Source organism: Kitasatospora sp. NPDC018058, from assembly GCF_044327205.1.
Classification (GTDB): Bacteria; Actinomycetota; Actinomycetes; order Streptomycetales; family Streptomycetaceae; genus Kitasatospora.
On record NZ_JBIRFA010000002.1, the window covers coordinates 368511 to 387805 of the forward strand.

The 19295-nt window shown below is 65.7% G+C and carries 15 protein-coding genes; 7 read left to right on the forward strand and 8 right to left on the reverse strand.

What is annotated here, in order from left to right:
* The first annotated feature begins 75 nt into the window (after positions 1-75).
* Both ACH4E7_RS04280 and ACH4E7_RS04285 read left to right on the forward strand, forming a co-directional pair.
* Entirely contained in the window at positions 76-549 is a 474-nt protein-coding gene (locus tag ACH4E7_RS04280) for an NUDIX domain-containing protein (protein WP_396247457.1), read from the forward strand.
* A gap of 98 nt (positions 550-647) precedes the next feature.
* The gene (locus ACH4E7_RS04285) at positions 648-1160 is read left to right on the forward strand and encodes a hypothetical protein (protein WP_396247458.1); all 513 of its coding nucleotides are present in this window, start codon (positions 648-650) and stop codon (positions 1158-1160) included.
* A 155-nt stretch (positions 1161-1315) separates the two neighbouring features.
* On the opposite strand, the gene ACH4E7_RS04290 is transcribed toward ACH4E7_RS04285, so the two are convergent.
* From ACH4E7_RS04290 to ACH4E7_RS04325, 8 genes are all read right to left on the reverse strand, one after another.
* Positions 1316-1684, reverse strand: a complete 369-nt coding sequence (locus tag ACH4E7_RS04290; RefSeq protein ID WP_396247459.1) for a hypothetical protein — start codon at positions 1682-1684, stop codon at positions 1316-1318.
* 135 nt (positions 1685-1819) lie between these two features.
* Positions 1820-3493, reverse strand: coding sequence for an ATP-binding protein (locus tag ACH4E7_RS04295; RefSeq protein WP_396247460.1), 1674 nt, complete (start codon positions 3491-3493; stop codon positions 1820-1822).
* 317 nt (positions 3494-3810) lie between these two features.
* Complete coding sequence (locus ACH4E7_RS04300; protein WP_359792278.1) at positions 3811-5103, reverse strand: DNA sulfur modification protein DndB; 1293 nt, start codon at positions 5101-5103, stop codon at positions 3811-3813.
* A 32-nt stretch (positions 5104-5135) separates the two neighbouring features.
* Complete coding sequence (locus tag ACH4E7_RS04305; RefSeq protein ID WP_359792280.1) at positions 5136-5738, reverse strand: hypothetical protein; 603 nt, start codon at positions 5736-5738, stop codon at positions 5136-5138.
* A 144-nt stretch (positions 5739-5882) separates the two neighbouring features.
* The gene (locus tag ACH4E7_RS04310; protein ID WP_359792283.1) at positions 5883-6716 is read right to left on the reverse strand and encodes a phosphoadenosine phosphosulfate reductase family protein; all 834 of its coding nucleotides are present in this window, start codon (positions 6714-6716) and stop codon (positions 5883-5885) included.
* A 2-nt stretch (positions 6717-6718) separates the two neighbouring features.
* The gene (locus ACH4E7_RS04315; protein WP_396247461.1) at positions 6719-10282 is read right to left on the reverse strand and encodes an ATP-binding protein; all 3564 of its coding nucleotides are present in this window, start codon (positions 10280-10282) and stop codon (positions 6719-6721) included.
* A complete protein-coding gene (locus ACH4E7_RS04320) occupies positions 10279-11379 on the reverse strand; it encodes a DUF4007 family protein (RefSeq protein ID WP_396247462.1) in 1101 nt (366 codons plus the stop codon). The genes ACH4E7_RS04315 and ACH4E7_RS04320 overlap by 4 nt, the downstream gene beginning before the upstream one ends.
* Before the next feature lie 53 nt (positions 11380-11432).
* On the reverse strand, positions 11433-12602 hold the full coding sequence (locus tag ACH4E7_RS04325; RefSeq protein WP_396247463.1) for a cysteine desulfurase family protein: 1170 nt from the start codon (positions 12600-12602) through the stop codon (positions 11433-11435).
* A 434-nt stretch (positions 12603-13036) separates the two neighbouring features.
* Here ACH4E7_RS04325 and ACH4E7_RS04330 point away from each other — a divergent pair, with 434 nt between their 5' ends.
* The 5 genes from ACH4E7_RS04330 (at position 13037) to ACH4E7_RS04350 (ending at position 19262) form a co-directional block, all read left to right on the forward strand.
* Positions 13037-14656 (forward strand): DEAD/DEAH box helicase, encoded by a 1620-nt coding sequence (locus tag ACH4E7_RS04330; RefSeq protein ID WP_396247464.1) that lies wholly within the window; start codon positions 13037-13039, stop codon positions 14654-14656.
* Positions 14653-16521, forward strand: a complete 1869-nt coding sequence (locus ACH4E7_RS04335; RefSeq protein WP_396247465.1) for an ATP-binding protein — start codon at positions 14653-14655, stop codon at positions 16519-16521. Before ACH4E7_RS04330 ends, ACH4E7_RS04335 begins: the two co-directional genes overlap by 4 nt.
* Entirely contained in the window at positions 16518-17429 is a 912-nt protein-coding gene (locus tag ACH4E7_RS04340) for a phospholipase D family protein (RefSeq protein ID WP_396247466.1), read from the forward strand. Before ACH4E7_RS04335 ends, ACH4E7_RS04340 begins: the two co-directional genes overlap by 4 nt.
* A gap of 177 nt (positions 17430-17606) precedes the next feature.
* On the forward strand, positions 17607-18251 hold the full coding sequence (locus ACH4E7_RS04345; protein WP_396247467.1) for a hypothetical protein: 645 nt from the start codon (positions 17607-17609) through the stop codon (positions 18249-18251).
* A 222-nt stretch (positions 18252-18473) separates the two neighbouring features.
* Complete coding sequence (locus ACH4E7_RS04350; RefSeq protein ID WP_396247468.1) at positions 18474-19262, forward strand: phosphoadenosine phosphosulfate reductase; 789 nt, start codon at positions 18474-18476, stop codon at positions 19260-19262.
* The last annotated feature ends 33 nt before the right edge of the window (positions 19263-19295 follow it).

Sequence of the window (19295 nt, forward strand, 5' to 3'; positions counted from 1 at the left end):
CGCCCGCCTCGGCCATTGGCCTGGCTGAACCTTGCCAGCGGCCCGATGGTGTCAGCTGGCGTTACAGTCACCGCCATGAGCGACTCCCAGTCCCAAGAGGTCGTGGCCCAACCCCGTACCGCCGCCGGCGTGCTCTTCTTCGACGCGGACAACCGTGTCCTCCTCGTGAAGCCGACCTACAAGCCCGGCTGGGAGATCCCCGGCGGCTACCTCCACGCGGGTGAGACTCCGAGCGAGGGCGCCGCCCGCGAGGTCAAGGAGGAGCTCGGCATCACCCCGCCGATCGGCCGCCTGCTCGTCGCCGACTGGGCACCTCACCCAGCCGAAGGCGACAAGCTCCTCTTCGTCTTCGACGGCGGCGTCCTCCCGGCCGACGAGCTCAACCGCATCGCCGTCGACCAGGTCGAGATCGCTGAGTACGCCTTCCACCCCAGCGAGCAGTTCGACGCACTCCTTATCCCGCGCCTCGGCCGCCGCGTCCACGCAGCTTGCGCCGCTCGAGCCCAATCCGAGACCGTGTTCCTGGAGAATGGGGCGCCGCTCCCGTAGGCAGCCCTGGCACGCCGCCACCTTCCAACTCACCCGGTCCGTCACCACGACCACCTCGTCGCCGTCAGCGATGCCATGCTCCGTCATCTCGTAGCTCCGTGACCCTGAGCGCGTATGAGGTCCAGGCCGGCTGGACGAGCAACCAGGCGAGCCTCGTAAACCCTGCAGTCCCGGCCGAACTCGAGTGCACCCCCGGCGCTGGGAGCGGTTCCTCGCTTCTCGTGGTCGTCAAGCGCGTCCTGGCCGGCGAGGTCCCTGCGGCCCTCGACAGCCTGAAGGCCGCCGAGGCCGCCCGCGCCGAGTTCACCGCCCGGTTCTCCAAGCGGACCTTCGGCGAAGCGCAGAACCTCCCGGCCATCTCCTTCAAGGAACACGCCGAGACCCCTCTGGCCAACGTGCTGACTCAGATCCTGGGCTTCGCCCCCAGCAACTCCGCTGCCCGCCGCGTCGCCGCCCAGAACGGCCTCCGCCTCATTGCCGAAGCGGCAGACGGCGAACAGCACACCACCCAGCTTGACGAGGGCGTTGCTATCCGCCCTCGTCAGCGAGGCCGACATCGCCTGGGAAGCGACCTTCTACCTCACGGCAGGCTAAAAGATCGCCCGCATTGATAAGTGACGAAACGTCGCGTGGTGGTGAGGTGTTGGCTTGACCCACCACCACGCCACGTCTCGGTCGTCGATGTTCGGTGGCCTGTGTTACCGCGACCGCACGGCCGCGGGTCCATCCTGTGCGGCTTTTCGAGATCTCTCCCGCGTAAACGTACCTACGCGTCGGCGCTGAAGTGCTTCCGGAAGGCGTTGAGTACTCGATCAGCCGCATTCTGAACCAGAGCTAATTGCGCAGTCGGATTCGACCGTACCTTACTGACGACCGTAATTGGCGCATTCTCGGCGGCGAGAATATTTCTCATTTCTCGTTGGACGAGATACTCGACCGATTCGCGATGGCTCGTTTCGGCCGCGAGAAACACGCTCTCTTCTCCGATCTCCGACCAAACGATGACCAGATCGTCGATCTGCTCCCACGCTGACTCGTCGAATTCGTGGACGCGTCGTCGGAATGATGATCGTTCGAGGGCTCGCCCAAGGTGATCGGCCCATCGGCCCAGCACACCGTTCCGGCCAACCGTCATACCTATATAGGCAACTCTAATGCGGCGTGAGTATCCGCAGTAGATGTAGGCGCGTGCTCGACAAAGGCTCGGGTTGCCGATTGCGGCCGACCCCCAAGTATCAGTCTCGTTGATATTAATCATCGGAGTAAAGAATCAGGCGAAGCGCTTTTCGAGTGCGGTGGCAGTTGCCTGATATACGGCCGACGATGCCTGGTTGCGATACCTCTGAAATACTTCCTCAATTACTTCGTCTTCGATGTTCTGCAGGTTCCTTACGGAATTGCTCTCGCTTACGGCTAGGCTCAAAAATAGGGCATGCAGCAGCAGTACTACGTCTGCATCGCTGCCGAATCGCTCGTCAAACATTCGCATGAAGCGATGGTTTCGGTTGATTCGCACGATCGTTCCAAGCGTGGCGTCGTAGGCCCGCTCCCAGAGGGCGTTATCGTCGAGCTGCTCGACGATCGCGACGCGGGAGCCCTCCTTGATTGCTAGCTCGCGTTCGGGCTCACGCAACGGATGGCGTACAGCTTCTTTCTGTTCGCGTTCCTTGCGCTTCGACTCGGTGAAGATGTCATCTTGATCGTTTGGCAGAAGGTCTGGGAACTCCACCTCGCTCAGCGCCTCGGTGGCCTTGCTGATCGGGTCCTCGTCGGCCTTCTTCTTGAGTAGCTTGGTGGCGTTCCGCCAAGCCGCCCTGCTGGCGCGTCGGGCTTCGTATGTCGCCTCGTCGAGAGCGCCTTCGGCTTCCTCGCTGAGCAGTATTTCAGACTTCTTGACATCGATATTGAATGCATCATCGGCTGAATCGTCGATCAGGATTCTTCCCCGGAAGGCAAAAAAGTCCTGCTCTGTTGGAATAAGGCCGAAGCGTTCGCCATGTCGAATGAGTCGCTTGTTGCGATAGACATAGAATCCGTAGTGCTTTGCTCCAATCATGTACCTCTTGCGAATTTCTGCGGAGTTCTCGAATGCGGGAGGATGTACGAGCTGGGTCGCCTCGAGAGTGGCTTGTACTCCGTTTTCTGCGTCTAGGGTTATGAGGCGTGGCCGCTCTAGCCAGCGCACACTCTGGCCATCCCAGGATCCTTCGACAATGTTGCCGTTCGCTTCGGCCGCACTGGTGAACAGCGGATCGAAGGGTGCGATTGCCTCGCCGTCAAGCAGAATATCCAGGCTGTCCTGTCCGCCCTGGAGAAAGTAAAAATATGTGAGGCCAAGCTTCTGAGTGAGCGCTTCCCTTGTTTTCCGGATACTTGGATGGTTGCGCTTGTGTACTTTCTCGATACTGACCAGTGTGCCATGCGAAACCCCGGGCAGCATCCGGTCGATTCTGTCTCGGTCGGCTTCGTTTAGCTCGGGCGTCTCGCAAACAAATTCTCCCACTTTTTCAACATGTGGGAGGTCGAGAACAATCTTGTTCCACTCGCATCCTTCGCGCGCACTGATCACTTCAATGCGATCGCCCTGAGACAGTCCTGCACTCTTGAGGCCGAGACCGTACTTGCCGAGGCTTCCTTCGGCGTATTCGCGATCAACGCCAAGGCCAAGCGCGCTAAGTAGTTGCTCCTTGCTCATGCCAGCGCCGTTGTCGGCGATGATGTACCCGGCTGCACTGTTTCGGCGGTTTTCTGCAACCGCAGGCTCACGCTCGAGCTCGATAGCGATGCGGCTTGCGCCAGCAGCCACAGAGTTATCCACAATGTCGCAAATGGCGCTTTCGGGCGTGTATCCGATTCGCGCGATAGCGCGCAGTACCCTGCCGGGGTTGATCGGGGCCGACACGAAATTGCTTCCGCCTGGCGCGGCATCAGCCGGAGTGGTCATGCTTAGGCTCCTGGAGTGAATTCGATATGACAATTCATCTAGTGGGAGTTCTTGAGTTCTATGCAATTAGCGAGCGGTATACACTCCGCCTACTAGGATCCTGAAGAACTTTCGCGGTACTTACATGGCAGGTGGCCTGCTGACACAGTTGTATCGCCCTCCGGCACTGCAGGCAGTGATCGCGTGCCCATGGTGTCACGAGGAGCAACGGCATGTGGCACCTTCGAAGAAGCCCGGCTGACTGTTCGTCATCAGCCGGGCGTGGGGGCTCAGGGGCCAGCAGGGCGCATCTCGGTTAGCCAAGCGCCCGCCCGACTTCAGTCGGCGTCGACCGGTAGGAGCGTGAACAGCTCCTCGGCCGGCAGGGGGTACTTGGTCTTCATCACGTCGGAGTAGGCGCGCAGTGCCCTACTGATCTGGGCCTTGGAGCGCGGGGCAAGGTGAACCTGCAGGAGGTCGTACAGCAGCTGGCTGTTGCCGCTCGCCATCTTGCCCTTGGTCTTCGTGCCTTCGGGCGTCTCGATCCACATGGAGGAGAACGGCGCCGAGGTCATCTTCCAGTCGAGCGCCGACAGACGCTTCATCACCTCCGGCCACTCCAGCGCGCCCTGTTCCAGGATGTGTCGCACGACCCTCGCCACCTGAACCTGGATCGCCGGCCGCATGAACGGGTGGCCAGCACCGTCTCGGCCCTTGGGCGCCCGCAGGTCCTTCGGCGATACAGACGCGAGGTATCGCTGACGCAGGCTCCCACACGCGTCGAGGAGCTCTCGAAGGCGAACGGTGAGGAGTTCGAAGCTCTGGTCGAGAAGGTCGTCGGTTGCTCGCTGGTTGGACTGGTCACTGGCGCAGGGGAGGTCGTAGCCGATCTCCTTGGCGACGTCGTAGAGCACACCGATCGTGCTCCATGCAGGACTTGATGCGTTGATCGAGCGCTGGGCCAGCACGAGTTCCCCGTCCTGGCCGACCTTGCTGAACACCAGGACGACCTTCTCCCGCTTCAGGAAGTCGTCTTCGTCGAGCAGACGCCTGGTGAGGATGGCGAAGCTGTCGTCCTCGTCGAGAGCGATGTTCTCCTGGAGATTGGTGCTCTTGGCGTTCCGGTTGATGTTGGTGAAGAGCCGCCGGGTGCGCTGCCGTCCCTCTTCGGTGTCGAAGTGCGGTACCACGATGACGTTGATGTCTTCGCGGCCGAGCTCGGGATTCTGCTTGATCGCTTCTTTGATCGCCTTGAGTCGGTGCTGGCCGTCGAGAGCGAAGAACTGCTGAGTGCCGTCGAAGGTGAGGACGCCGAAGTTGCGGTCCAGCCCTTGGAGGACGGCCTGGTCGTCCGCATCCATCGAGACGGAGTGGTACTTGGGATCTCCACCCCACACCGCGATGATGAGCGCGCCGAGGAAGCGGTTCTCGTTGGTGAGCAGGTACTCGGTGATCTTCTCTGTCCGGTCGCCGACGCCACGCTGGATCATGGTGCCGAGATCCCGGTTGCCGCCGAGCTCGTGTGCGAAGTTAATCTCGCGCGCTACCTGGGCGTAGCTCATCAGGCAGGAGTAGTAGGTCCAGTTGCCTACCTTGGCCTCGAAGGCGGGGACGAACGTCTTGGACGGCATGAGGTACCTCTGTATCAGGAAGCGAGTTCGAGCTAGGAGCGGAGTGCTGGCTTGGCTACCGAGCTGATCCGGCCGCGCAGGGTGGGGCCGCCCTGGATGTTGATGGGCGGGTTGTACAGGTGAAGCAGGCGCTCCTCCAGATTCTTGATCATCGATCGGTCGTCGACGGTCGCGAACCAGTACTCCAGGGGGCGCAGCGCGAGGTAGTGGGTCAAGCGGTCGTCTCGGTTGGTCGGGGGCTCCCGGGTCCAGAGGTTCTCAGGGTTTCCTCGCAGGTGCTTCCGGTAGTCCCGGTACCTGTTCCGGAGCGTGTTGCCCATTTGACCGGCGCCGCCTGCGTGCCCGATGTAGAGGACTTGGTGGAAGCTGCCCGCAGTCCGGTCCGCCATGGCCAGCTTGATCGATGGGGACCAGACGAACATGTAGAGGCCCGGCTCGTCAGGTATCGCGTCGACGATCCCTTCGGCCGCCTTGAGCCGCTCCCACGCTGAGGCGAGTCGCTTCAGGTCGTCCTGGAGGACTTGATGGGCTGGCACGTCCAGCATCGGCGCGATGCCGAGCTGGATCTCGAGAGCGGGACTGGCATCCAGGCGGTGGCGGTTGACCGCTCGCGCGATGGTATCTGGTGTTGCCATTCCTCATGTGCTCCGACTGGATGACGGTGTGTGATGAGCGCACACATCCTTACACGCGGCACCGACAGAGGGAGCGCCGAGACGAAAAAGGGCCCGGTAGATAACGATTTGTCATCTACCGGGCCCCTTGGGGTCTTTGCTTGGTCAGAGGTGGCAGACGGAGCAGCCAGCCTCGTCGTCGTCCGCGTCGAGGGCGTCCGAGAGGACCTCAAGCAGCGGCCGGTTGGGCTTGATCCGCTTTGCGGCCCGAGCGAGGTTGGCCTCGTGCTTGGCCTGGATCTCCTCGCGGCGCTCTATGAGCTCGTGTAGGGACTCGCCCTGGGACCAGGTGTAGTCGCGGCCCTGCATGGCGGTGTCCTGGTGGCGGACCTTCTCCTCGTAGGCGACGGCCTTGTCGAAGAGCTCGGGGTGGCGGTCCTTGAGGCCGAGCCACTCGTGCTTGCGCTGGAAGAAGCAGAAGTAGCAGCCGGACCGGGTGCGCCACTCGTAGTAGGCGGGCAGGCCGGTGCCGGCCTCTTCGAGGATGCGATTGACGCCGTCGCGGTCGATGCCGTCCTCGCGGAAGGGGAAGACAGCGGTGATGTTGGGCTTGGTGCTGACGTAGCCGAGGCGGTTCTCGTCGGCTCGGATGGCGACGTAGGAGATCACCTCGTCGTCGCCGACCCACTCCTCCAGTGGCTTGATCTTCAGGTTCTTCGTGCACCAGCGCATCTGGGGGCTGGGCAGGGTGCCCTGGTAGACCTCGAGCCAGTGGTCGAAGTCCCGGTCGGTGTTCAGGCGCACGATCGGCTTGCCGACGGCCGCCTCGAGCTTGTTGAGGTACTCGTACGTCTCCGGCAGTTCGGCACCGGTGTCGCAGAAGAAGTACTCCATCTCCGGCACGCGGTCGCGCATGTAGATCGCGAGGGCGGAGGAGTCCTTTCCGCCGGACAGGCCCAGGACGTGCCGGACCTTCTTCCCGGAAGCGGTGTTGGTCATGATCACTCCGTCCTCTCGAGTGCGGTGGTGGCAGGCTCGGTAACGCGCTGGGCCAGGGCAGCGAGCAGGATCCGGGCGCCGTCGGGGCCGAGCGCCTTTTCAGCCTGCTCCAGGACACTGACAGCCAGGTGTTCGGCCTCTCGCTGGGCCTGCTTGGGCAGGTAGATCAGCGTGCGCTGTTCGGCCCCGTCCTTGTCGGTCAGGGTGAGCAGGCGGGCATCGAGTTCTTCCTCGGCGCCGCCCGCGGGGGTGTCGTTCCTGTAGAGGTGGCTGACGCGGTCGAGGGCGCTGGCCATCTCGCGCACCCGGCGGGCAAAGACAGCGACGTCGCTGTCGGACCAGTCGCCGAGTGCGGCATGGGACAGGCGGACGATCATCGGGTCCAGCCAGTCCTCGTCCGGCAGGTACTCGTTGAGCGCTATGGCGACGAAACCGCGCAGCTCCAGACTGAGCGAGACGCCGGTAAAGCCCTTCAGTCGGGCGGCCAGGGCCCGGCGAAGTTTGGGCAGTGAGGACGGCAGGCGGAATTCGCGGCCGATCGTCTCAATCGCTTCGGTGCGTAGGGCCTGGTCGGCCCCGGCGATCTCACTGGCCGCGGCGGCGAGGCGGTCGACGTAGCCCTTGTTGCCGGCCGTGCTCTTGTGCAGCTCGGGAGTGATCGGCTCCAGGCCGAGGGCCTTGGGGAGCACGTGGAAGAGCAGCTCGTCCGGGTCCTGCGCCGTGAACAGGGCAGAGCGGACGGCGATGGCGTCCTTGCTGATCCGTTGTGTGCGGCGGGCATAGGGAGTGAGCGCCATGACCCGCTCCAGCAGGGCGCGGGTCACCGCGAGCAGTGCGGGGTTGCGCAGAGCTTGGGAGCGGGGCGGCTCCACCTTGAGGGCTACGGACAGGTTCTTGACGACGCTGTGTCGCAGGCCGTCGCCGACAGGCGTGGCCTTGACGGAGAAGCGGCCGGGAGACTTCAGCATGCGCTCGACGACGTCGGGTGTCAGCCGTGGCAGGTAAGACCCGTCCTCGAACAGGGCCACGTCGTGGCTGCGCAGGATGAGGGCGGTCACCACCAGCAGCGGAACGACGCCAGCCTTCACGCCGTACGGCGGCACCATGATGACCCGGAAGATCTGCTCAAGGCTGGTGCGCTCGTGTGCCTCGGTGAGTGCCGCCTCGAGCGCGGCCCACACCTCCCGGGTGTGGGAGTGCGCGGGGCCGGGTCGGGAGAACCCGTAGGGCAGAAGCGAGGACGAGGACTGGTTGGCAGCTGCAGCGTTCTCGCGGTGCAGACCCATGTAGGCCAGTGCGCCGCTGTACATGGAGCGCTCGGCCGGGTACTTGACGATGCCGAGGTACGGCTCGCCGGACTTCAGCAGCATCGCGGTCAGCAGCTCGCGGCGGGCCTTGGCGCCCTGGCTGCTCAGTTCGTGCCGGCCGATGATCTCGTTGCGGATGTGCGGCGTATGGGGGAACACCCGGTCGCATGCGATGGATGCAAGGCCGCTGAGGCTGCGACCCTCGATCACTTCCCCGTCTTCGGCGTCGGCAGCGATGCCGGAGCGCCACAGCCGCCACGTCGCTCGCTGGGTGGGGGGGAAGAACGCGGCGCTGAGAAGTTCCAGCAGCTCGCGCTTCGCGCCGGATGTGCGTTCGCTGATCTCGCGCTTGGCGACGAAGTCGAGGGTCTTGTCGCGCTGCAGTTCCTCCAGCGCAACGAGGTTGAAGGCGGCTCGAACGACGAGGTCGGGCTCCTCGGTGACGCCGAGGACTACTGGCAGGGAGGACTCGATGGCGGGCCGATCCTCAATGGTCCCGAGATGGAAGACCAGGAGCCCATCAGCGTGGTCGGTGAGTTCGTCAGGCCCCTTGACGAGCTTCGTCTGTGCCGTGGTGATCTGGACGAAGAGGGCGCGGAGCATGCCTGTGACCTGGCTGTGCCGGCCGGCGGCTACGGCCAGGGGGAGGTAGTCCCCGAGGCGCTGGGCGACGGCGGTGTCGTCGAGGTGGCTGAGGGTTTCCTTCAGGCGACCGTCGATGTCCACGTCGCTTCCGCGCCAGGCCCGGTACTCGCCGTTGAAGCTGCGGTACACCAGGAAACCGCGGGCCACGAGGCTGTTGAGCTGCTCTTCGAGTGCGGCGAAGGCCTTCGGATCGGCAGTGTCACCGGGCTCGTGCAGCGCGTAGTAGACCATCGCGGCGGTCGCCCGTAGGGCGCCGTCCTCGTCGATCAGGTTGAGCATGCCGACCGTGCGCAGCAGGTTCTGGTCGGCGGTGGACAGGCCGTTGGCCTGGGTGATCCGTGACTCGATCTCGATCCACTTGCTCGCGTTGCTGGAGGCAAGCAGCGAAGTCCGCCCGGAGTCGAGGAAGAAGTCGTACAGCTGCGGAAGCTTGACCGTGCTCGCCCGGCGAGGCTTGTCGCTGGAGAACCGCTCGAGCGAGCGGCGAACGGTGTTGGGCTCGTCGTTGTTGAGGAACCCGGTCAGGCTACGGTCGTGCTGGCCGATCTGTGCGGCGAGGAATGGAGCCGCGGCAGCGGTCAGCGGGTGGAGCGGATACAGGTCCGCGAAGTCCTCCGCCTTGAGGACGACGACATCGTTCAGCCCATGGTCGCGCCACGTCTGCTGAGCTGCCTCGGCATAGGCAGTGATCAGCTTCCGCCCTGATGTAGACACCCCGGACTGGTCGAGGCGGCGGCGCATCAGCTGCACGGCGTCGCCGAGGTGGGGAGCGAAGGTGATGTCCTCGAACCGGCCCTGGATCTTCGCCCATTCGCGGGTCTGTAGCTCGCTGGACTGCCCCGCGTAGTCCATGAAGGACATGTGCTGAAGCGTCATCATGAACAGCGGCAGCCCGTTGGACCCGGCGCTCTTCTCGGCCAGCTCCTGCAACAGGAACAGGTCCGCCTTGGCGGTGGCGAACTGGCTGTGCCCTGCGAGGTGTTCGAGGGTCTTACCGAACTCGTCGATGACCAGCAGCAGGGGTTGCTGTGCACACAGTGCGGTGACCGCGGCGATGACGTCCCCAGGCTCGGCCGCCGAGGGGTCTTCGCACCGTGCCAGTGCCGCGGAGATCGCCTTCGGCATGCGGGTCGGCCAGCGGCGCTCGGCCGCGGTGCGCAGGGCACGGGACAGGGTGACGATGACTGGCTCGCGGCGGGCGGTCGCGACGGCCCCGAGGAAGCCGGCCGGTGCCAGCTCCTCGCGGGCTGCGTCAATCCGCTGGGCCAGCCCGGCGCTCGTACCGGCCAGGACCTCCTGCGCTTCGGCCCGACGTCCCTCGTCGTGCCCGAGGAGCGCGTCGATGAGGTTGACGAGCGTGGACTTGCCCGAGCCGTAGGCGCCGGTGAGCGACCACGAGCGAGGGCGGCGCGGGTCGCCGAGGGCATTGGCCAGACGGTCGAGCACGTCGAGAGCCCGCGCGCCTACGTAGGGCGAGTGGAGCTCGTCCAGCACGTCCCGCTCCACATTGGTGGAGCGCATACGGGAGCCAACGAGCTCGATGCCGGCAGGGAACTCGGTGCCACCGGAGGTCTTGCGGGCGGCCTTCGGCCGCGAGGGGGTCTCGGTGGTCACTCGGAGGTCTCCTCGATCAGGGGGAGCTGCTGCTCAACGGTGTTACGGAGCTCCCGGGCCTCGGCGGCGGCGAGCTTGGGGTATGTGCGGGCCCAGTCCTGCCGGGTCGGGAACTTCGGCCGCTTGCGGACGTGGTCGTACTGGGCGTCCAAGACGTCCCAGGCGAGCTCGAAGGGGTCGGAGTTGAAGACGAGGCTGCGCTGTCCGACAGCTTCGACGAGCTGCAGACCGGGCGTGGTTGCCGCCACCCGTTCCACCGCCGCGGCGATGTCGGGTTCACGGATGCGGAAGGCCCGCCCGGGGGCGCCGTGCTCGCTGGCGAGTCGGGCCAGGGAGATGGATCCGCCCTGACGCGTCGTGGTGGCGGCGTAGTCCAGGCAGGCGTAGGCGACGATCCGGTCCGGCAGAGTGACGCGCGTCCCGGTGGTGAACTCCCACTCTGAGCGGCCCGAAAGAGGCTGCTCCACGGTCTCAATCAGGCCCAGTTCGCGGAAGGGGCAAGCCAGCAAGTCCTCGAGCGCGCCGGGTGCACCACCCTTGGACCGCTTTGCCGGGACGTACATCTTGGTGATGCAGTCGACGTCCTTCGCGATCGACGCCTCGACGGGCGCCTCGTCGTAGGAGAGGTTCACGTGGCGCACGATCAGCTGAGTCAGGTCGGGCGCCGAGAAGCGGGCGAACGGGGCAAGCTGGAAGGCGACGTACCAGGACGGAGCCCAGCTCTTGGCCCCCGGCCGAGAGGACAGCAGCCACCAGTGCAGCAGCCACAGGCTGCCCTGTTCTTCGAGGTACGGGTCGGCGCCGTCCTCGTCGAGAAGCCAGCGCGCCTCCCACGTGGGGTAGGACAGCAGCGCGCGGGAGTTGGCGTCGTCGCCATAGTGCTCACGCGTCAGCTTGAACGCCCGAGACCAGTACCGCATGGAATAGACCATGTTCTTACCGACACCGAGCAGGACCGTGGCGTCCTCGGCGAGGAACACCTCCGGATTCTCCTTCACCTGCATGTATGCCTTATGGAGCCACCCGAAGCGCGGCGCGAACGTCTCGTGACGCGCAAACGAGGAGTGGGCGGCTTCCGCGAGCCGGCTGTCTGACATGCGAGGCGTTCTCCGTGTCCGTTCAGGATTGGGTGATCTTTGGGCGGGCTGTGCTATATCGCAGCTGCCAGGGCAGCACGCACGTGCTGGACAGCTCGGACCGTCGAGGACACGGCCCGGTCGACATCGTGGGTGGTCGTGGCGTACCCCAGGGAGAACCGGATGGTGCTGTCTGCTTCTTCCCGACTGCGTCCCATGGCCAGGAGCACGTGGCTTGGACTGGGCGCGCCAGAGGAGCACGCGCTCCCCTCCGATGCCGCCACCTCCGGCATTGCAGCGAGAACGGCATCCGCCGGGGCACCGTGGAACGTGATGCTGGTTACACCAGGCAGGCGCTGGTTCACCGCGCCGTTGATCCGGCAGTCGCCGACCTGTTCAACGAGGGCCCCCTCAAGAGTGTCACGCAATCGTGCGATCCGGGGCACCTCGTCGTGCAGGCCGATGCGGGCGCCCTCAGCCGCCGCTCCTGCGCCGGCGATGCCTGCGACGTTCAGAGTGCCGGCGCGCCAGCCCCGCTCCTGCCCGCCGCCGACGAGCAACGGGCGGTACGGCAGACGAACGCCCCGCCGGACGAACAACGCTCCGACACCCTGCGGGCCGCCGAACTTGTGCGCGGACAGCGACAGCAGGTCGACATCCGTCTCGGAGAGATCGATCGGCAGCCGGCCAACGAGTTGCGTGGCGTCGGTGTGGACCAGTGCTCCGGCTTCGTGAGCGGCTTCAACAACAGGTGCGAGATCCGTCAGCACGCCCGTTTCGTTGTTGGCCGCCATCAGCGACACGACCGCGACCTCGCCGGTGGCCAGCGCCTTATGGAAGGCGTCCAGGTCCACCAGGCCGTCCGTGTCGACAGGCAGGACCACGAGCGATCCGGGCGCATCGGACGTCAGCGCCTTCGCGGTCTCCAGCACGGCCGGATGTTCCACCGCGCTCGTCACCAGCCGCCCCCCGACAGCGAACGCCGCCCTCAGGGCGAGATTGTTGGCCTCCGTGGCACCCGAAGTGAAGATGATCTCCCCGGGGGAGCAGCTCAGGAGAGCTGCTACCTGACGGCGTGCCAGGTCAACGCGATCGGCGGCGTCGCGGCCGGACCGGTGAGTGCTCGAGGCATTGCCTACCGTGCGCATCGCGGCGAGAGCGGCTTCCAGAGCCTCGGGACGGGCGGGCGCGGTCGCGTTGTAGTCGAGGTAGGCCAGACCCCCATCAGGAGACTGAAATGTCACGCTCCACCCCATTTCGCTCTGCTCTGGCTGATCGGCTGGTGAGGTTTCTCGTCCGATGCGAGACCATCCACCAGGAGTACCCCGCGATCCTAGCCGGAGCGAAGGACAAGCGGGGTGGAGGCTTCGAGTTCCGCGCCGCCGAAACCGGGTGCAGACCACGAAACGAACAAATGTTCCCATGTGTTTACCCAAGTCGACAGGGGAGTGAAAGCCCGTTCTCACCAGCGGAGTTCGTCCGCGTCCATGCGCGCAGGGCTGCAGAGCGGCCGGATTTGTGTGACCGGCCGCCGCATGGCAGTGCGTAGGGCTAGGGTTTGATCACGACACGCGATGTGAGTGGCAGGACACAGCGCGCCTGGCGTGGGCGCAGCGATGTGGAGGGGGAGCGGCAGCATGCACATCGGCGGCGGGACGCGGACTAACCGGGCTACGGTATGACCGGATCGCCCGGCATCGCGTTCGGGGCGGTCCTCGGTAGCGCACCCCTGCCCTACATACGCAACCTCCTCGGCGAGGATGCCTGCGACCTCCTCGACCTCCTGCACCGAGGGGAGGACACCGAAGCGGTGCTCCGGAAGGTCGCGGCATCAGCCGTCTCTCCGGAGCGGATCATCGGCGACCCGGCCGAGCGCGCCGGGTTCCTGCAGCTTCTCCCGCAGGACAAGCGCACCGAACTCGTCGAGCGCCTCGGCGGTGCACCCGCTCACTCCGATGACGACTTCCTCGCGGCATTGCCCTGGTCGCAGGAGCAGCGCCGTACGCTCCTCGGCTTCCTCGGACTCGTCGTCGACCGCGCCCCCGAGCCGCCCCCGACATTCCGGGGCGCCAGCACGCCGCGGTACGGACTCTTCCCTCACCAGCGACTCGCGGCCGGCCGGGTACAACGGCTGCTGTACTCCGGCGAAAGGCGGGTCGTGCTGCACCTGCCCACCGGTGTCGGCAAGACCCGCACCGGCATGAACATCATCTGCGACCACCTGCGCCGGCACGAGCCGACCGTCGCGGTCTGGCTCGCCCGAGGGCGGGAACTGCTCGAGCAGGCGGCCGTGGAGTTCGAGAACGCCTGGGCATCGCTCGGCAACCGCGAGGTCTCCGTGGTGCGCATGTGGGGAGACGCCCCGATTGACCTCGACGGTATCGAGGACGGCATCGTGATCCTCGGCCTCGACAAGGCCACCGCCGCCGCGAACGCCGATCCCACCTTCCTCGACCGCCTCGGCCTGCGCGCTACGCTCACCACCTTCGACGAAGCCCACCAGGCCATCGCCCCGACCTACCGCAGGACCGTCGATGCACTCACCCTGCGCAGCGACTCCAGCCTGCTCGGTCTGACCGCAACCCCCGGCCGCACCTGGGCCGACATCACCGAGGACGAGAGGCTGTCGGACTTCTTCGCACGCCAGAAGGTGATGCTCGAGATCGACGGCTACGACAACCCCGTCACCGCTCTCATCGAACAGGGCTACCTCGCCCGCCCGAGCTTTCGCACCGTGGCCGCCGAGTCCGGCACCACCCTCAGCAGCCGGGACAAGCAGGCCCTCGCCGCGTCCTTCGACATCCCTGGCGCCCTCGTGGCCCGGCTCGCCACCAGCGTGCAGTGGAACCTGCAGGTCGTACGGACCGTCCTCGACCTCAGCCAGCGCCACCGCCGCATCCTCCTCTTCGCGGCCTCCGTCGAACACAGTCGCCTGCTCGTCGCGATCCTGTCCGTCCTCGGCCTCGACGCCGACCAGGTGACGGCCGAATCCTCCCCCCGCCACCGCGACCGGGCCATCGCCCGATTCAAGGGGCCCAGCAGCCGCCCGATGGTCCTGTCGAACTACGGCGTTCTGACCACCGGCTTCGACGCGCCGGCGGCCAGCGCGGCCGTCATTGCCCGCCCGACCCGGTCCCTGGTCCTCTACAGCCAGATGGTCGGACGAGTCATCCGCGGCCCGAAGGCTGGCGGCACCCCTACCTGCGACATCGTCACCGTGATCGACCCCGCGCTCCCGGGCTTCGGAGATGTAGCGGAAGCATTCACCAACTGGGAGGACGTGTGGAAGGCCCGATGACGTCGAAGTACTCGATCGTCACCTCCGACCTGACGGTCAAGGCGCTGCAGGACAGCGGCTACAAGTCCACCGCCCATGCCATCGCCGAACTCATCGACAACGGCCTCGAAGCCGAGGCCGACCTCGTCGAACTCTTCGTCGTGGAGGGCACGGAGCACAACGGCCACCGCTCCCGGTACCGCGTCGAGAAGATCGCCGTCCTCGACAACGGACACGGCATGGACCCCGAGACGCTCCGGCAGTCTCTGCGCTTCGGCGCCGGCACCCGGCAGCAGCGCAAGGGGATCGGCCGCTTCGGCGTCGGCCTGCCGAACTCGAGCATCTCGCAGTGCAACCGCGTGGACGTCTGGTCATGGACCAACGGACCCGAGAACGCCCTGCATACATACCTGGACCTCAGCGAGATCGCCAAGGGCCTCGAGGAGGTCCCGGAACCCAAGCCCGAGCCCGTGCCCGAGGAATGGCAGGCCCTGTCCGAGGGACTCGGCGGCACTGGCACCCTGGTGCAGTGGACCGAGCTCGAGCGCGTCCAGTGGCGTGGAGCCCAGACCACCGTCGCCAACACCGGGAGCCTGATCGGACGGATCTACCGGCGCCTCATCACCAAGGGCCGGCGGATCAAGCTCGTCCCCGTGCGCGGCTGGGCCCAGCTGCCCGGAGCCGGGGACACGCCCCCAAACGACCCGCTGTATCTCATGTCGCCGAGCTCGACACCGAAGCCGTTCGACAAGAAGCCGATGTTCCGGCCTTTCGGCGCGGGCAACACCGGCGAGATCGGGGCCGAGAGGTTCATGGTCCAGGCAGCCAACGGCAAGGAGTACCCAGTCCTCGTGCGCTGCTCCCTGGCGGTGGACGCTGCTCGCCGCACAGACATCGCGGGCGAACCGTGGCCCGCCAACGTGTCGCCGAGCCTCAAGCCCGGCGAGACCCCCTGGGGCAAGCACGCTGCGAGGAACCTGGGCATCTCGCTTATCCGCGCAGATCGAGAACTCGACCTCGATACCGGATGGATAAACTCCTACGACCCTGTCGAGCGATGGTGGGGCGTAGAGATCGACTTCCCCCCGGACCTCGACGAGGTCTTCGGTGTCACCAACAACAAGCAGTCCGCCACGATCTTCTCCAGCCTCGCCCACTTCGACTGGCGGGAGGAGGCCGCCGGACTGTCCTGGGATGAGTACCGGCAGGAGCTGCGCGAGGAGGGCGACCCGCGCCTCCCGCTCATCGAGATCGTCTACCACATCCGCGAGAAGCTCCTCGGCCGGCTGCGCACCGAGCTCAAGCACCAGACCGAGGGAACCGGAACCAGTCGCAAGCGGCATGAGGTGGCTGAGATCCAGGCCGAGGTCGCCGTTCAGCGGCGGCGTACCGAGACCCGTCCGAGCCTGACGGACCAGCTCGCGGAGGAGACGACCGAAGAGGAGAGCAAGCAGCTCCAGTACGAGAGCCTCGTCGAGACGCACCATTACAGCCCGGCAGACGCCCAGCGCATCATCGAAGAGACGATGTCGCAGGGCAAGCACGTCCGGCTCTTGACCAGCCGCAACCCCGACTCCCCGGCCTTCTTCAACGTCGAGTACATCCCCGGCATGCTGCAGGTCGCCCTCAACATGGACCACCCGGTCTACAGCGACCTGATCGCCGTCCTCGACGGAGACATCGACGGCGCGAGCCGCGAGGAACTCGCCGAACGGCTCACCCTGGCCGCCAACGCCTTCAAGCTCATCCTTATCTCCTGGGCACGTTTCGAGGACGAGCAGCCGGAGAAGCCGCGGGAGCGCGCCAAGCGCATGCGCCAGGACTGGGGCCGCATCGCCAGTGAGTTCCTCGGGGCGAGCGACGCCGACGACGAGGACGACGCGTGACGGCCGATCACGTCTGGCGTCAGATCGAACGACTTCTTTCCACAGCGACCAGCCGCGTTCTCCTGGTAGCCCCCTTCATCAAGAAGGAGGTCTTCCAAGCCACGCTCGACGCTGTGCCCGCGGAGGTCGAGGAGATCACCTGCGTCACCCGCTGGTCCGTGCCCGAGGTGGCCGCAGGCGTCTCCGACCCTGAGATCGCCGAACTGGCGCAGCGGGACGGACGGACCACCATCCGGCTCTGCCACAACTTGCACGCGAAGCTGTATGTGGTCGATGACCGCTGCCTCGTCGGGTCCGCCAACCTCACAGGCAAGGCCACCGGCCGCGTACCTGCGGCGAACGTCGAGCTCCTCATCGAAGCTGGCACGGCCCACCCGGAGGTTCAGCGGGTACTGGCCGCTCTCCAGGCCAACACGGTCCCCGGGACGGTGGAACTGGCCGAGCAGATACGTGAGCAGGCATCCCTCATGCGGGATGACGAAGACAGCCCCCGCGTCGTCGTTCCCGGTCAGGACGAGCAACCGGCACGGTGGCTGCCGGAGACGCGTAACCCGGACCGGCTCTACCGTGTCTACAACGGGCGACACCGCCACATCGGGAGCGACGTGCTCGCCGGTGTGCTCCGTGACCTCGCGCACCTCGACATCGGCCCCGGTCTCGACGAGCAGGCCTTCGGCTCCGAAGTCCTGGCCCGGCTCCACGTCATGCCCGAACTGCACGCCTTGACGGCAGCGGGGCGGATGAACCTCGCCGACGCACAGGCGGAGCTGCTGCTAGCAGGAGACCTTTCGGCCGAGCAGGCCCAGCGCGCGGTCGAGACGATCGCGGCCTGGCTCCACTACTTCGACGACGTCCACTTCGTGCCCACCGGCCCTTGGGAGATTCGGCAGGGCAAGGAGCTCGCGTAGCGCGGCTGGGGGCTGGCTGGTGGCCTGAGGGGCTCTGATGCTCCGCGGGCTACCAGCCCCCGGCATCTCGCGCCCGCTGCCGTGGCCCAGCACGAGCCTGAGCTGCGCGATATCTTGATGGCGCCCACTTCAACCAGGGCTCCAACGTGGCGCGCAAGGCGGAAAAGGTACTGGGACATGGCAGTAGCGCGGATCCCCTACCTGCTAGGCCACGCTGAGATCGCCGAGCTCTTCGGCGTCAAGCCTCAGACGTCTGCGAAGTGGCGCGTCGACGGAACTCTCGGTCAGCCCGATCTTGTTGCATCCGGCAACCCGTACTGGTTGCTGAACACTGTCCTCCGCCTCGACGGCCATGCGGGTCGACAGGTCACCGAGCAACGCCTCAAGCACTATCTGGCGAGCATCCCGGGTGGCTATCGCGTTGCCCACCGCGAGCTGCTTCCCACCATCCTGGGGACCCAGGAGGTCGCGCAGGTGCTTGGTGTTGATAAGCAGACCGTGTCTCGTCGGCGACACCGCAGGCAGATCGCTGAAGCCGATCTCGTACTCTCCCGGTCTCCGCTCTGGTTGCTCGATACGGTCGCGACGGACGCGCACGAGCGTGGGTGGGCTCTTCTGGCGGAGGAGGTCGAGCGGCTGGAAGCCGGTGAGCGGGCACCGCAAAAGCCGCGGGGCCGCAAGGCGGCGGTTGAACCCCAACCGCGCAAGAAGTCTCTGCCGGCGGCGCAGAGTTTCACATCCTCTGAGCACGACGAGGCTGTCGCCTTCCTGAGCGAGGTGCTTTCCGAGGGGCACAGCACGGTGATCCGCCCCAAGCGGTAGCGGCACATCGGCGACCGCAGACACGGCACAGGCTCGCATATCTGCACCTAGACGCCCCCAAGAGAGAGAAACAGTTGACGATAGAGATTCTATCCATAGAATCTCTCATGCCGAGTTCAGACTCTCACCAGGGGGCCCCGTGTCACGCGATACCTGTGGCGCAACGACATCACCTCGCGCCAGCTGCGCATCATCCACAGGCTGTGCATGGGAGGCCGGCTCGTGAAGGTCATCTCTTACGGCGGCGGAGTGCAGTCGACGGCCCTCCTTGTGCTGGCTGCCGATGGCAAGATCGACTACCGAACGTTCTTGTTTGCCAACGTCGGGGACGACAGCGAGAACCCCGGCACCCTCGAGTACCTCCGCGAGGTCGCAGCTCCGTACGCAGCCAAGGCCGGGATCGACCTACACGTCCTGGACCGCCGGCGCCGCGACGGATCCACCGAGACGCTCTGGCAGCGTCTCAACCGACCCGCCACCCGTTCCATCCCGATTCCGGTACGCATGGCCAACGGCGCGCCTGGTCGTAGATCCTGCACGGCTGACTTCAAGATCAAGGTTGTCGGACGGTGGATCCGTGACGCCGGTGCCACCAGGAGCGATCCGGCAACAGTCGGCATCGGCATCTCTGTAGACGAGATTCACCGCGCCAACCGTCGTAGGGGCGAGGCGCATGAGGTGATCGAGTATCCGTTGCTCGACCTCGGGCTGCGACGTGTCGACTGCCTGGAGATCATTGAGCGCGCTGGGCTCCCTGAGCCGCCCAAAAGCTCCTGTTTCTTTTGCCCGCTTCGCACTGTCGACGCCTGGAAGCGGCAGCGGATCGAAGAGCCCGAAGTGTTCGCCCGCGCAGTGCAGCTGGAGGAGACACTCAACGCGCGCCGACGCGATCTTGGACGCGACCCTGCTTTCCTCACGCGCTACGGACAGCCACTTCCCCTGGCGATCCCTGCCGCTGCCAACGACGAGGACAACGACGCGACCTGTGACTCTGGTTGGTGCATGACCTGAGCGCACGAGCGAGCGGCCTTCAGCTCGGCGGCT

Excerpts from the sequence above, each read along its gene's own strand:
- ACH4E7_RS04305 (WP_359792280.1), bottom strand. The coding sequence starts at position 5,738 with ATGGCAACACCAGATACCATCGCGCGAGCGGTCAACCGCCACCGCCTG.
- ACH4E7_RS04345 (WP_396247467.1), top strand. The coding sequence starts at position 17,607 with ATGGCAGTAGCGCGGATCCCCTACCTGCTAGGCCACGCTGAGATCGCC.
- ACH4E7_RS04280 (WP_396247457.1), top strand. The coding sequence starts at position 76 with ATGAGCGACTCCCAGTCCCAAGAGGTCGTGGCCCAACCCCGTACCGCC.
- ACH4E7_RS04300 (WP_359792278.1), bottom strand. The coding sequence starts at position 5,103 with ATGCCGTCCAAGACGTTCGTCCCCGCCTTCGAGGCCAAGGTAGGCAAC.
- ACH4E7_RS04330 (WP_396247464.1), top strand. The coding sequence starts at position 13,037 with ATGACCGGATCGCCCGGCATCGCGTTCGGGGCGGTCCTCGGTAGCGCA.
- ACH4E7_RS04310 (WP_359792283.1), bottom strand. The coding sequence starts at position 6,716 with ATGACCAACACCGCTTCCGGGAAGAAGGTCCGGCACGTCCTGGGCCTG.
- ACH4E7_RS04290 (WP_396247459.1), bottom strand. The coding sequence starts at position 1,684 with ATGACGGTTGGCCGGAACGGTGTGCTGGGCCGATGGGCCGATCACCTT.
- ACH4E7_RS04295 (WP_396247460.1), bottom strand. The coding sequence starts at position 3,493 with ATGACCACTCCGGCTGATGCCGCGCCAGGCGGAAGCAATTTCGTGTCG.
- ACH4E7_RS04335 (WP_396247465.1), top strand. The coding sequence starts at position 14,653 with ATGACGTCGAAGTACTCGATCGTCACCTCCGACCTGACGGTCAAGGCG.
- ACH4E7_RS04320 (WP_396247462.1), bottom strand. The coding sequence starts at position 11,379 with ATGTCAGACAGCCGGCTCGCGGAAGCCGCCCACTCCTCGTTTGCGCGT.